We start from the raw sequence: 13,601 nt of genomic DNA on the forward strand, positions 1-13,601 counted from the left end.
GTTCCTCACGCCCGCACGCGTCCAATCGCGATCAAGAGGTGTCGAGCGTAGTGACGCTCCTATTGGCGATTCCCACCCTGGAAACCAGGGAAAAAACCGAACGTGCGGGATCTAGTTGCCAGTACTGCCGCTGACTGTGGGGGATTGGGAACCACGAACGAGTGCTGGCACCAGCCGCACGAATAGCACCATGACGACAAGCTCTACGAGAGTCTGGGTGACGACGGCCAGCGGAGCGATAGCCAGCTCCACGGGGAGCGCGAGGGCAAGTGGGAGTACGACAAGTGAGTTTCGGGTCACACCACTGAAGATCACTGCTCCCGTGCCCGGAGTGTCGAGCTTTGCAACCCGGCTCGCACCGACTCCCACGAGGAGCATGATGATCGCGAAACCCGCGTACAGCGGCAGCAACCTGAGAAGCGTGAGCGCCTCGCTACCGACTGCGGCGATCTGAGATCCGATGATCACGGCGAGGGTCAGCATCATGAGGGGTACCATCGCCGCCGCCATCACCTCTTCGATTCGGCGACCGATCGCAAAGCGACGAGCAATGGCTTGCACGTAGGCCGCCCCGACGAGCGGAATGACAATCAGAACGACGAACGCCTCGACGAAAGGCTCGATCTCTACCAGTCCGGTGAGGTCCGGGCCGGCGATCACCAAGAGATAAAGCGGCAGCAACATGATCTGCAAAAGCATCAGCAATGGCGTAGCTGCCAACAATCGAGCTTTCGATCCCCCCGCTAAACCAGTGAAGACGATGACGTAGTCGACGCACGGCGTGAGCAGCACCAGCAGCAGCCCGAAAAACAGCCCCTGGTCATCTTCCACAAACCGAGATAGCCCAAACACAACAATCGGAACGACGACAAAGTTGACGACCACCACAGTGCTGAGGAACTTCCAGTCACGAAAGGCCCTACCGAGCTCGATGATCGGCACGCCAAGGAAGGTCGCGAAGAGGAGAAGAGCAAGCACCGGGTTCGTCGCGTCTCGAGGACTGGCGCGACGCCCGGCGTGACAAGTCCGATGATGCCCCCGACAGCGATCGCCAACAGATAGAGCGCGACCTGATGTGAGTCCCACCAAGAGATCACGCGGCGTAGCGACACGGTGGTCACATCACGAAAACGTAGGGAAACCGCACGACGATCGTCACGACGATGAGCGCGTAGTTCGCGACGATGACGGCCACCACATACGGCTTGAGGGCGAGACCAAGAGTGCGCGTCGCTCCTCCGCTCCACTGCCCGTTGGCCATCGTGACCACCAGGGCGGCCCACCACAGAGGAATTGTCGCCGCCCACACCACCAAGCAGTAAGGGCACAGCACTCCGATGACGAATGCGCTCTGCACGAACAGCCAGGTGACGAAGGCCCACGCTCCGAACAACCCCAGAACTACGATTCGCCAAAACCACGGCGCGAACCTGGCACCAGCAAGCAACGCGAGGCCGACCACGATCGGGGCGACGAAACCCGCCACCCCGATCACAGGGTTCGGAAATCCGAGCAGAGATGCCTGCCAACGGTCGAAGAGAGCACCGCACGACACGAAGGGGCTGATGTCACACGCAAGAGCCTCCTGCGGGTTCTGCAAAGAACGAACCCGCTCGATCAACAGTGCGGTCGATGCCAACCAGCCGATCGCTCCACCAATGATCAACAAGATTGACAATGGAAGCCATGAGCGCACGTCGCTCGCGGCTCGAACATCAGCCTGAAGATCGACCATCGATGGTTCTCTCGTTGTGACCACTCGCCACCTCACCTCTCGCTTCGAGTCTAAGGTTTGCCCCTCCGCAGACGACTCGAAGGTCCACGGGTACGATAGAGCGGTGGAAGCCTTGAACGGAGAGCGCCGTGCGGCGCACGAAGCTTTCGTCTTCGCTCGTCGCCTGCTTCTGGTTTTTGTCGCAGGGATCCTGTTCGCTGTCGGAGCTATGACAGCCGACCACATCGAAAACATCGGCGCATCAGTTAGCCCCGGCTCTGCGACGGTCTTTGACGTTCGAGACGCGAGTGGCGTCAAAACCGACTTGTCGATGTCGACGGCCGGCGCCGCCAGTGAGGGCAATGAGTGGTCCACCGGTGACTTGGTACTCCTGACGTGCTCGATCGTCGCCCTGCTCGTGTTGCTTGTCCACATCTTTCGAGCTGGATCGACTGTGGGCTCACCGCGACGACGCATACACGAGCACGCAACTCATCTGCTGTCCGCGCGCCTTCGCATCAATATCGACGGACCTGACCGACTAGCACTCTGCGTCATTCGCACTTAAGAGCCACCGGGCCGTCCGTCGTCGCTCATCACGTGACGCCAGCGGCACCCTCCTCTCGCGCCGTCGAAGTCGGCGTCTCTCTTTCGTGCGCTCTCCATACTCTGAAAGGTTCTTCCGTGAACGCCAACACCAACGTCAAGATCTCCCTCTTGCTGACAGGCCTCATGATCGTCGTCGTCGTCGCCTTCATCATCGTCGCCATCGTGCAAGCGCCCTCTCCCGCCGCGGCGCCCGGCACCGACGAGGTCACACCGAGTGAATCTGTCCTCCAACCCGACACCCACATTCTCGATGACGCCGGCGAGGGCGCTGCGACCCTCGTCGAGTTTCTCGACTTCGAATGCGAGGCATGCGGCGCCTTCTACCCCGTCGTCGAAGAGCTTCGCGAGGAGTTCGCGGGCGAAGTGACATTCGCCTTCCGCTACTTCCCTCTACCGGGCCACGTCAACTCGACAACCGCAGCGCTCGCAGTGGAAGCGGCCGCGCAGCAGGGCAAACTTGAAGAGATGTTCGCCCGTATGTACGAGACGCAGACCCAGTGGGGCGAATCGCAAGAGTCGAAGGCGGATCTCTTCCGCCAGTACGCCGACGAGCTCGGACTCGACCTGGTCGAGTACGACGTGGCGGTGGCTTCACCCGAGACACTTGAGCGGGTGAAAGCAGACTTCGAGGACGGCGTTTCGCTCGGAGTGCAATCGACCCCGACGTTCTTCCTCAACGATCGGCCAGTGCAGCTGACATCGTTTGACGACCTCCGGGCAGCCATCGAGGCCGAGCTGCAGCGATGACGATCAGGCGACTACTCTGATGACCCTCGTGACGACTCCCCTGGCGCCCCCCGGCCTTGACGAGTTCTTGGGCCTGTCAGCGACGACGTCCTTCGCTCTTCCGATCGCGGCGATGACGATTGCCGTGCTATACCTCATCGGCGCGATCGGGATGTGGGCTACTGGCCGACGTTGGTCGGTCGCACGCACCATATCTTTCGTCATCGGGTGTGGGGTGATCGCGGCCACGACGGGTTCGGCTCTTGAGGATTACAGCCAGGTGATGCTGTCGGTGTTCATGTTCGAGCAGCTGACACTGATGATGCTCGTTCCGCCGCTTCTGGTGCTCGGCTCGCCCGGGCGCCTGTTGCTGCGGAGCGTGCCGCACCGCGGGCTGGGCAGAGTCGTGCTGGCCGTGTCTCTGTCATCGCTGCGCAGCAGGTCAACGCGATGGCTGCTGCACCCAGTGTTCAGTGTCTCGATCTTCCTGCTGCTGTTCTACGGCCTCTACCTTGGGGACCTTCTCGATCCCATCCTCGGGCTTCCCATCGGGCACGCTTCTCTCGAACTCGTCTTCTTGATTGCTGGCATCGTGTTCACCATTCCCATCCTCAGCGACGGTCCGCTTCCGATCCGCATGTCGTACCCGGCGCGAGCGTTAGACCTCGCAGCCGAGGTGGCCCTGCACGCGTTCTTCGGGGTCTTCCTGATGATGAGTCCAACGCTCTTCACCGACTATTTTGCCAACCCGCCGGCATCACTCGGTATCGATCCTCTTGTCGACCAGGGGGTGGCCGGCGGTTTGGCGTGGTCGTACGGCGAGGCGCCGACTGTGCTCGTGCTCATGTATATCCTCCATCGATGGTTCCGAGACGACACCGACAAGGCGACAGCGGCGGATGCTCGCGCAGACCAGCACGGAAATGCCGACCTCGACGCCTACAACGAGTACCTGGCGCGTCTGCGCAGCCGCGGTGGCTCAGATTCCTCTCCTGCTGGTGAACCCGGATGACACGGTCGCAGCGCGCGAACGAGCCTGAGCCTCTCCGCCGCATGGCGCTCGCACCCGGCCTGCTGGGGGCCATCGCAGCTATTGTCGGGGTCTTCGCCATCGGCAATGAACTGTTTTTCGTCGTCAGTTTCGTGATCGCCGTGCTCGCGCTCATTATCGGATGGTTTGCGGTCCAGTCGCGCCAGTGGTGGTGGTTGCCACTTCCGGCCGCGATCGCAGTGGTGTGGAACCCGGTGATTCCGCTCGCACTCGCGGATGCGGTCTGGCTCCCGTTGCAGTACGCGGCTGCCGCCGGGTTCATCGTCGCTGGTCTTGTCATTCGCGTGTCGGACCACGATCGATAGTGAGCAGATCGCGGAAGTCACTCTGATTTGGGGCAACGAGCCTAGCATCGGGCGGGGTCGGTCTCGCGCTAATGGTGTTGCCTCCTTTATGGGCAGGTTGGCGACGAAGTTGGTGTTGTTGCCGCCCAGAGACCCGGAGGCCAAGGGCATCGTGGAGCGACGCAGGCGTCACGCCGCCACGGGCTCGGGCTTCTTGCGCGGTGGGGCATCCTCGTGGTCGATGCCCTGGTGCTCCTTATCGCGCTCGAAGTTCAGCAAGCGCAGCGCATTGGCGACCACGATGAGGGTCGAGCCCTCGTGGATGAGCACGACGGCGCCGATGTTGAGCCCGGCGAATGTGGCGATGATGAGGAACGCCACGACGGCGAGGCTCGCGATCAGGTTCTGGCGAATGATGCGGCTCGCGGCACGGCTGAGGCGTACGGCGAACGGCACGCGGCCTAGGTCGTCGCTCATGAGGGCGATGTCGCAGGTCTCGAGGGCGACGGTCGAACCGGCGGCACCCATCGCGATGCCGACGTCGGCCCGGGCCATGGCCGGGGCGTCATTCACGCCGTCGCCGATCATCGCGATCGGTCGCGATTGCTCGGACAGCAGGGTGATGTGGGTCACCTTGTCCTCTGGCATCAGGTCGCCGAGCGCGGTGTCGATGCCCACCTCGCGGGCGACGGCGTCAGCGACGCGCTGGTTGTCGCCGGAGATCATGACGAGCTGGTTCACTCCGGCGGCGCGCAGAGCAACCAGCACCTGCGCGGACTCGGCGCGCGCGACATCCATCACGCCGACGATGCCGAGGAAGCGGTCGACGCGGCGCACGATTATGATGGTCTGCCCGGCGTCGAGTACGCGCTCGTACTCGGCGCGCAACGGCTGCGGCAGAGTGAGTCCCTGCTCGTCGAACATGCGGAGGTTGCCGACCTCGACCAGCTCGCCCTCGACCGTCGCGCGCACGCCACGGCCGACGACCGACGTGATGTCCGTGACCTCGAGGCGGTCGCGTTCGCCCAGCTCGGGAGCGAGATCGCGAAGGATGGCGGAGGCCAGCGGATGATCACTGAGCGCCTCGACCGCGACGAGGGTTGGCACCAGCAGCTCGCCAGCTTCGCCTTCGGAACGGATCACCGAGCTGACGCGCGGTTCGCCCCAGGTGAGGGTTCCGGTCTTGTCGAAGGCCATAGTCGTGACGCGGCCGAGTGTCTCGAGCGGGCCGCCGCCCTTGACGAGCACACCGGCCCGCGCGGCGCGCGCGACCCCGGCGAGCACGGCGCTCGGTGTGGCGATCGCGAGCGCACACGGGCTCGCGGCGACCAACACAGTCATAGCGAGATAGAACGCGTCGGGGAACTCCTGCCCGAACCCCCAGAGCGATGCCCCGAGCGTGACTGCCACTCCGACGATGACGATCGGCACGTACCAGCGTTGGAACGTGTCAATGAACTGCTGAGTCGGCGACTTCGCCTGGTCCGCGGTGCGCACCATCTCGATAACTTTGCTGAGCGTCGAGTCGGCGGCGGTAGCCGTCACCTCGATCTCGAGCGCTCCTGCGCCGTTGACCGTGCCAGCAAACACGCGGTTTGCCGCCGGCAAGGTGTTGGAGTTGCGCAACGCGCGCTCGGGGTCGTCGACCGGCGATTTCTCGACCGGGATCGACTCGCCGGTGACGGCGGACTGGTCGACGGCCGAGACGCCCAAAACCACGAACCCGTCGGAGGGGATGCGCGAGTTGGGGCGCACCACCACGATGTCGCCGATATTGATCTCTTGCACGGGCAACTCGACGGGCTCACCGCCGTTGCGTCGCACCAGCGCCGTGCGCGGTGCGAGTTCGGCGAGGGACTCGATCGACTTCTTCGCCCGGCTCAGCGCATACTCCTCGAGCGCGTGACCGAGGCTGAAGAGGAACAGCAGCACGGCACCTTCGGCCCATCTTCCGATCAGGGCGGCGCCGATCGCTGCGACCAGCATGAGGAAGTCGACCTCGAACTTACCCCGCAGAGTCGAGGAGATCGCGCCGCGGATCGTGAAGAACCCGCCGAAGAAGTAGGTGCCGAGGAAGAAGGCAAGCGGCAGACCGACCGTGGGCAGGCCGAACGCTAGTTCTGAGATCATGCCAGCCCCGTAGGTTGCGCCTGCGGCGATAGCGAACCACAACTCGATGCGGGAGGAGCCGTGAGCATGTTCTTCGTCGGGCTTCGCCGCGGCGGTGGTCGTCGTGGTGGATCTGGGTCGCGTCATGATTGCCACTATACATCACAACATCTTGATGTATTGGGAGTAATCACTCCCGTCACTGGCTCGTCGGGCAGAATGGTGCGTGTGAGAACGCCGGAGGCAGCACACCAGCATGATCTGCTGAGCAAGTATGACGCGGAACGACTTGCCGAGCTTATGCAGGCCCTCGCCTCACCGGTGAGGCTACGGATTCTGAGCGCACTGCGCGGGGGACCAATCACCGTCACTGAGCTGACCGAACGGCTCGGAATCGGGCAGACGACGGTGTCGAACCACCTGCGACTCTTGCGGCACCTCAGCCTGGTGGACGGCGACCGCCAGGGGCGCCACATCTTCTATTCGCTGTTCGACGAGCACGTCGTCGACCTGCTCGACGACGCGGTTGGTCACGTGGTGCACCTACCGCGGATTGGCGAGCGAGGCTCCGGCGGTCTATCGATTTAGTCCGAGGGTCCAGACCCGATTGTCGGTCCCTGCACGACGCTAGTTCAGTCCGTATCGAGCTCGACCGCGCGCCACGACCTCATCGAGGTCACTGCGACCAGCGGCGTACTCTTCACCGTGTGCGCGAGTAGCCGCCGGGGAGGGGCTCGGGTCTGATCGCGCTCGGCTGAGTCGTCCCTCAACCACTGCAATCTCTGCGCGGGACTCACCCGTTTTGTAGCCTGTCGCACGAATCCAAATAGTCTGATTTCTGCTGGGGAAGCGCGTTATCTGTTTTCACGATAGAAGGCGGCAGCGAATCACGCTGAGACGGCGTCGGCATCGCTTGACAGTTTGCGAACCGACCAGGCCGTCTGCCGTCACCGTGAGTTGCTTTTGCAGAGGTGAAGTGGTCGCGGGGCCCTCTTGCCGTCGACCGCAATCGATGCCGTGGGGAAACTGATCTTCGGCGTGGCGGCAGCCTCCTCGAGCTTCTCGGTGGCTTCGGCCTATTTCTCGCGAGCCGCTTTCGTCTCGGTGAACGGCCTGTCTATTCGAGCTTGGAAGCCCGCATTGCGGGCGGCGTCACTTCGAGTCTTCTCGGCCGTGTCGTGGTCAATTTTCGCCACGGACCGCTCCTCAATGGAGGGCCAGCGCATCGCCATGGTCGACGATGACTCCCGGCAAGATGGCGTCACGGTCGCACAGCAGTGCGATGCGGTGAGAGCGTCTCGCTACAGCCCCAACAGTGCCCGCCGGAATCGGGACCTCCAGCCGCGGCAGTGCAGTTCAGCTTCGGTGTCTATAGGCCCGAATACGAGTGCAACCCCTTGAAGAAGAGGTTGACGATCGTGTAGTTGAAGATCACGGCGGAGAAGCCGACGATCGCCAGCCACGCCGAGCGCTCACCACGCCAGCCACGCGTGGCACGTGCGTGAATGTAGCCGGCGAAGAGTGTCCAGATGATGAAAGTCCACACCTCTTTGGTGTCCCAGCCCCAGTAGCGACCCCAGGCGCGCTCGGCCCAGATCGCTCCGGCGATGAGGGTGAAGGTCCAGAACACGAATCCGACGACGTTGACGCGATAGGCGAGCGACTCGAGCGTCGTCGCCCCGGGCAGCGTGTCGAGAAAGCGCAGGCCTTCGGTCTTGTGCGCGGCGCGGCGAGCGCTCAACAGTTGCATGATCGAGAGCCCGGCGCCAATAGCGAAGAAGCCCGTCGCTAGTGAGGCAACAAAAACGTGGATGACGAGCCACACAGACTGCAAGGCCGGCGGAAGCGGGATCACATCAACGTAAAAATTCACTGTCACGATCCCGAGTGCCAACACGGTCATGCCAGTGATGTAGGCGCCGAGGAAGCGAAGGTCTTTCCAGACTTGTGCGATCAAGAAGACGCCCATGCCGATCGCGGTTGCGGTCAGGCCGAACTCGAACATGTTGACCCACGGAACACGACCCGCGGCGACCCCCCGCAACACAGTCGCGCCGACGTGCAGCACCCAGCCGAGGAGCGCGAGTGCGAACGCTACGCGCTGGAACCGGGTCGCGCCTGTCGGCGGGGCGTCCATCGTCGTTGTCGCCCGGACCGCTGTAGAAACGGTGCCCGCCTGCCGCACCGACGCCTCTGATTCGGTAACCCTCGCGGCTGGCGCGGGCTGATCCGCGCTGCGTTTCGCGAGATCGAAGGTAAAGAGAATAAACGCGAGGGTATACACGCCCATAGCCGAATACACGGCGACGAGCGAGAGGGCAGCGAAAGTTTCCATGAGGATCCTATTCTACGCGCGGGATGCTGGGAGCTGGGTCGACTGAGCTGCTCGTTCGCCGCTCACATCACGAAGCGTGGCCACGTGCGCGTCGGCGAGCTCGCCCACGGCTCGCTCGAGCCCGGGGTCGTCGCCGCGCGCGAGCCCCGCGTACTGCAGGCGCACGCCGCCCTCGGTGCTCTCGGCCACGATCCACAAGCGACGGCGCGGCACGAAGAGGCTGGTGAGCAGGCCGAGGAAGGCAAGCACGACGGAGATCAGTACACCGACTTGCGTCGGATCGTGATGCACTTCGAGACTCACGAACCGGGGGAGGCTCGTGAACTCAACCGAGCCAAGTCCGTCGGGCAACTCGACTGCGTCGCCCAAACCGAGAACAAGTGACTCGACCCCCGTGTCGCCGCCCGTGATTTGCGTCAGTTCGTCCGTCTTGAGCGAGTAGACACTGCGCGGCACCCCCTCGTTCAACTTGAGGTCGCCGACGAAGGCATTGAGCGTCAGCACCGGCTGGTCTGGCTGCGGAAAAATCGATGTTAGGGCGCCCGATTCCAGCGGAACGGCGGAGGGATAGAAGAACCCGATCATGCCGAGTTGTTCGTCAAGCCCATCAGGCACTTTCACGACACCGAGACTCGTGAGATTCGAATCCTGTGGCAAGAACGGCACGGGTTGACTGAAGACCGCGATTCCCTCAGCATCATAGACCGTGATCCACGGCGCGAACCCGTTGCCCAGCAGGTACGTCGTCGTCCCGGCGATATCGATCGGCTCGTTCACCTTGATGTCCTCGGTGCGTTCGACTCCGTTCTCGACCACCGTCACTGATGCGGTGAAGTCGAGAGCGATTGGGAAACCTGTCGTGGTATCGAGGTCATAGACGGGCACGAAGTCATCAAGCCGAATCGAGAAGGGATCGAGCCTTGTCTCGTCAAAAAAGCGACCGGGGCTGAATGAGTCGAAGCTCGTGAGTTGGTTCGTGAAGCTCTGGCCTTGAACAATGACCCGCTGACCGTTGTAGCCGAACCCTCCAGCGACCCCCACGGTCACCAGAACACCGAGCAGTGCGAAGTGGAAGACGAGGTTGCCGGTCTCGCGCAGATAGCCCCGCTCGGCGCTGATCGAGTCGCCATACCGCGCGACACGGAAACCCTCTCGACGCAGCACCCGTTCGCCGGCCTCAAGAGCCGCCGCGACATCGCCGGCCGCCTGGCGCTCGGTGTACCCGACCAGCCGGTTCAAACGCGCAGGGGTCGCGGGCGGTGCGGCCCGCAGCGCCCGCCAGTGGTGCTGGGTGCGCGGGATCACGCAGCCGATGAGCGAAACGAACAGGAGCAAGTAGATGGACGAGAACCAGACCGAGCTGTAGGTGTCGAAAACCTGCAGGGTGTCCAAGACAGCGAACAACTCGGGGTTGTTTCGCTCGTATTGCACGACGCCGTTGGGGTCGGCCGAGCGCTGCGGCACAAGCGACCCAGGAATCGCCGCGACCGCGAGCAGCAGCAGTAGTACGAGTGCCGTGCGCATGCTCGTGAGCTGACGCCAGGCGAACCGCAACCAGCCGAAGGCATTCAGCTTCGGCTGCGCGATCGTCGCCGACCGTGTCGGTGCCTCGCTGTCGAAATGGTCAGAGGGGCGTAACGGTTCCACTGATCACCGCCCCGAGGCTCGAAATGAACTGCTGCCAGAGGCCCGTGACCATGGCGATACCGATGACAATCAACAGGGCGCCGCCGACGATGTTGATGACTCGGATGTTGCGCTTGAGCCAGTCGGTCGCGCCCGCCACCCAGCGGAAACCGAAGGCGACGAGGAGAAACGGGATACCCAGCCCGAGACAGTAGGCGAGCGCGATGATCGCTGCGCGCCCGATATCGCCCTCGTTGATGACGAGCGCGTTGACCGCGATGAGCGTGGGGCCGATGCACGGCGCCCAGCCGAGCCCGAACACGATGCCGAGCAGCGGGGCGCCTCCGAGCCCCGTGGCGACCTGGATGCGCGGCGCGAGCGAGCGCTGCAGGAACGACACCTGTCCGATGAAGACGAGCCCCATGAGAATCACGATGACGCCCGCGACGCGGGTGATGACATCGATCCAGGGCAGCAACAGCAGACCCGCTGTGGCGAAGACGATCGAGAAGCTCACGAAGACGAGGCTGTACCCCACCACGAAGAGCATCACACCCAGCAGCAGGCGGCCCCGCCGTTGCTCGAGTTCGCTGCTGCTCGTGACGCCGCCGATGTAGGCGAGGTAGCCAGGTACGAGTGGCAGCACACACGGCGAGGCGAAAGCGAGAAACCCGGCGGCGAGCGCGATGGGCACGGCGAGTAGGAGGTTGCCGCTCAGCACGATCGCACCGATTGGGTTGACCGCGCCCGCGAGAGTGCCCGCGATGCCGATCACGAGTCTTCGGCGAGCACGTCGGTGATCATCGAGCGCAGCACACTCGGCTCGCTGATGACCCCTGAGATACGAGCGGCGACGCGGCCCTGCTGGTCGAGCACGAGCGTGGTCGGCACGGCGTTCGGCGCGACCTGCCCCGCGAACGCGAGACGCACCGACCCGTCATTGACGTCGAGAATCGAGGGGTAGGTCACCCCGAACTCCTCGGCGAACGACATCGCGGTGGGTGCCTGGTCGTAGATGTTCACCCCGAGAAAGCGCACACCGTCGGGCGCGAACTGCTGCGAGATCGCCTCAAGATCGGGGGCCTCAAGCCGGCAAGGCGGGCACGCGGCGTACCAGAAGTTCACAACGAGCACCTCGCCGCGATAGTCATCGCTCGAGACCGTGTCGCCCGTCTCGATGACGCCCTCGAACTCGATCGGCTCACCTCGGTCGGCCTCGGCAATGACCGTGTAGGCGCCGTCGCCCGAAATGTACCCCTGCCCGTTGCCTGAGCGGTACTGCTCGGCGAGGCCGTCGTTGGCAGTGCATCCAGAGAGCACGACGGCGCTCGCGACCGCGAAGGCGACGACGAGGCGGCGGGTAGGTCGGCTGGTGCGGGCACTCATACTTCTCCTAGATCGGTGGCCTTCGCGAGCAAGTTTGCGCCGCGCTCCTGATAGCTAGTCTCAGCAAAGCGGGACTCTGCCCACGCGAAGCTCGTGCTCGAATGCTTGAGGCCAGCAATGCGTCTCGAACCGCCCTCGCGCAGCCCGCACTTCATGATGTGACGAGCTCATGTCCTGCATGCCTGTGCGGCTTGGGCTGTTCACAGGCCGGCGAAGTTGTGCCGGACGAGCTTCCGCCACTTGCGCTGACGATGCCGATAGAACATCTCTGCGTAACACCAATACAGAAGCGTGAATACACCAGCGTCGATCTCAATCGTGTCGGAGTAGCGCGACCCGTCGCCCTCCGGCTTGACCGCGATCAGGTGGTCCCACTTCTTCAACCCGATCTCACCATGCTCGCGTGACTGAATTGTCATCGAGCGGTCATCGACGCTCTCGATGAGGATTGTCCTGGTCCCCACCGGGATGATCGAGAACATGAAGCTTCGGCCGTCATACGCCGTTCCGGGAATCCAGGCGCCTCGGGTTATCCCATCGAGGGGCGAGAACTTGCCCATCGGTGCGATGACGTAATGAAGCAACTCCTTGCGCTTAACCGTGCTCCACACCGTGGTGGGACTCGCGTTGAGGAAGGTAGAAACGTGGACCTTCATCTGCGTGCCTCCGAAGTGTCGCGCGCAGCGGCGGTCTTAACGCTGCCGGCGATCCGATCGATGATGACCTTGGCATCGGTGCCGACGCCACCAATGAGGGCAGAGTTTCGTGAACGAAGCCATCCCAAGCCGAGGAAGTACAGCCCGCTGACGGTTTCGGACTGTCCACCCTTGTGTGAGGGCATGCCGTTCTGATCGAGAGCGTCCGGGATCTGCATCCACCCATAGTCAGCGGTAAAGCCGGTGCAGTAGATGATCGTGTCGTACTGACCACTCGTCTTGTCAGCGAAGAACACCGTTCCCTCTGTCATGGACATCGCCGCAGGCTTCAGCCTGACGGCACCGCGCTGCAGGAGGCGCTTGAGGGATGTGCCGATGACCGGGTCTCCCCGTCGTCGAAGCGTCGTGGCCCTGAAGCTGTCAGAGGGGGCGTTGAGGACGCCCAGTGCGTCGAGCCACCAGAACAAACTCTTGCCGAGTATCTTCGCGGGCATGAACCGCGTTGGTGCATTGACGGCCATATCAATCTCGTACTCAGCGGCCAGCTCCTCAGCAATCTGAGCTCCGGAGTTTCCACCACCCACGACCAGTACTCTCTTGCCCTGGATCTGAGCGGCGTTTCGGTAGGCCGAGCTATGCAGCTGCCGTACGCCGTCGGTTAGTGAAGCCCATGCCGGTACTCGAGGCGTCGGGAAAGGGCCGGTGGCAACCACGACGGCCGGTGCGGTGTAGGTTGCCGACTGCGTCGCGACGGTGAACTGTTCGCCATCTTTCGTGACCTTGCGCACTGGCTGATCAAGTACGACATTGAGGTCGAAGCTTTGGACGTAATGCTGCAGATAGTCGACGACTTCGTCCCTGGTCGGGTACCCATCCTGGTCGCCGGACAACCGAAGGTCAGGAAGGCCACTAAACGATCGTGGGGTGAAGAGAGTCAGGCTGTCATACCTTTCACGCCAGGCACTCCCGACAGCGTTGCTCGCTTCCAGAATGATGTAGTTCAGTCCCTGCGACTGGGCGTGACGGCCGGCGGCGAGCCCTGCCTGACCTCCCCCGATAATGACAACTTCGTGATCGTGAATCATTAGCGTTATTTTTACTCGCA

Annotated in this window: 14 protein-coding genes; 5 read left to right on the plus strand and 9 right to left on the minus strand. The window is 63.1% G+C overall.

Annotated features, from left to right (window positions below; all coding sequences use genetic code 11):
• Window positions 1–111: 111 nt before the first annotated feature.
• Both KIT89_RS13115 and KIT89_RS13120 read right to left on the minus strand, forming a co-directional pair.
• Window positions 112–978 (minus strand): bile acid:sodium symporter, encoded by an 867-nt coding sequence (locus KIT89_RS13115; protein WP_367275876.1) that lies wholly within the window; start codon window positions 976–978, stop codon window positions 112–114.
• A 139-nt stretch (window positions 979–1,117) separates the two neighbouring features.
• Window positions 1,118–1,735 (minus strand): vitamin K epoxide reductase family protein, encoded by a 618-nt coding sequence (locus tag KIT89_RS13120; protein WP_297602319.1) that lies wholly within the window; start codon window positions 1,733–1,735, stop codon window positions 1,118–1,120.
• Window positions 1,736–1,838: 103 nt separating this feature from the next.
• On the opposite strand from KIT89_RS13120, the gene KIT89_RS13125 reads away from it, so the two are divergent.
• From KIT89_RS13125 to KIT89_RS13140, 4 genes are all read left to right on the plus strand, one after another.
• A complete protein-coding gene (locus KIT89_RS13125) occupies window positions 1,839–2,282 on the plus strand; it encodes a hypothetical protein (protein WP_297602320.1) in 444 nt (147 codons plus the stop codon).
• 116 nt (window positions 2,283–2,398) lie between these two features.
• On the plus strand, window positions 2,399–3,070 hold the full coding sequence (locus KIT89_RS13130) for a thioredoxin domain-containing protein (protein ID WP_297602321.1): 672 nt from the start codon (window positions 2,399–2,401) through the stop codon (window positions 3,068–3,070).
• A gap of 28 nt (window positions 3,071–3,098) precedes the next feature.
• Window positions 3,099–4,061, plus strand: coding sequence for a cytochrome c oxidase assembly protein (locus KIT89_RS13135; RefSeq protein ID WP_297602322.1), 963 nt, complete (start codon window positions 3,099–3,101; stop codon window positions 4,059–4,061).
• Window positions 4,062–4,102: 41 nt separating this feature from the next.
• A complete protein-coding gene (locus tag KIT89_RS13140) occupies window positions 4,103–4,405 on the plus strand; it encodes a DUF6804 family protein (protein WP_246030953.1) in 303 nt (100 codons plus the stop codon).
• A gap of 168 nt (window positions 4,406–4,573) precedes the next feature.
• Here KIT89_RS13140 and KIT89_RS13145 read toward each other — a convergent pair whose 3' ends face one another.
• Window positions 4,574–6,640 carry a heavy metal translocating P-type ATPase gene (locus tag KIT89_RS13145; RefSeq protein WP_297602323.1) on the minus strand — a complete coding sequence of 689 codons (2,067 nt, stop codon included), beginning with the start codon at window positions 6,638–6,640 and terminating at the stop codon, window positions 4,574–4,576.
• Window positions 6,641–6,721: 81 nt separating this feature from the next.
• On the opposite strand from KIT89_RS13145, the gene KIT89_RS13150 reads away from it, so the two are divergent.
• The gene (locus tag KIT89_RS13150) at window positions 6,722–7,081 is read left to right on the plus strand and encodes a helix-turn-helix transcriptional regulator (protein ID WP_297602324.1); all 360 of its coding nucleotides are present in this window, start codon (window positions 6,722–6,724) and stop codon (window positions 7,079–7,081) included.
• Between the two features lie 781 nt (window positions 7,082–7,862).
• On the opposite strand, the gene ccsB is transcribed toward KIT89_RS13150, so the two are convergent.
• From ccsB to KIT89_RS13180, 6 genes are all read right to left on the minus strand, one after another.
• Window positions 7,863–8,828, minus strand: coding sequence for a c-type cytochrome biogenesis protein CcsB (gene ccsB / locus KIT89_RS13155; RefSeq protein WP_297602325.1), 966 nt, complete (start codon window positions 8,826–8,828; stop codon window positions 7,863–7,865).
• A 12-nt stretch (window positions 8,829–8,840) separates the two neighbouring features.
• Entirely contained in the window at window positions 8,841–10,475 is a 1,635-nt protein-coding gene (locus tag KIT89_RS13160; RefSeq protein ID WP_297602326.1) for a cytochrome c biogenesis protein ResB, read from the minus strand.
• Window positions 10,453–11,229: a cytochrome c biogenesis CcdA family protein gene (locus tag KIT89_RS13165; protein ID WP_297602327.1), complete on the minus strand. Its 777-nt coding sequence runs from the start codon at window positions 11,227–11,229 to the stop codon at window positions 10,453–10,455. Before KIT89_RS13165 ends, KIT89_RS13160 begins: the two co-directional genes overlap by 23 nt.
• Window positions 11,226–11,840 carry a TlpA disulfide reductase family protein gene (locus KIT89_RS13170; protein WP_297602328.1) on the minus strand — a complete coding sequence of 205 codons (615 nt, stop codon included), beginning with the start codon at window positions 11,838–11,840 and terminating at the stop codon, window positions 11,226–11,228. The genes KIT89_RS13165 and KIT89_RS13170 overlap by 4 nt, the downstream gene beginning before the upstream one ends.
• A 200-nt stretch (window positions 11,841–12,040) precedes the next feature.
• Entirely contained in the window at window positions 12,041–12,496 is a 456-nt protein-coding gene (locus tag KIT89_RS13175) for a hypothetical protein (RefSeq protein WP_297602329.1), read from the minus strand.
• On the minus strand, window positions 12,493–13,581 hold the full coding sequence (locus KIT89_RS13180) for an NAD(P)/FAD-dependent oxidoreductase (protein ID WP_297602330.1): 1,089 nt from the start codon (window positions 13,579–13,581) through the stop codon (window positions 12,493–12,495). Before KIT89_RS13180 ends, KIT89_RS13175 begins: the two co-directional genes overlap by 4 nt.
• Between the last annotated feature and the right edge of the window lie 20 nt (window positions 13,582–13,601).

Source organism: Microcella sp. (genome assembly GCF_025808395.1).
Lineage (GTDB): Bacteria > Actinomycetota > Actinomycetes > Actinomycetales > Microbacteriaceae > Microcella.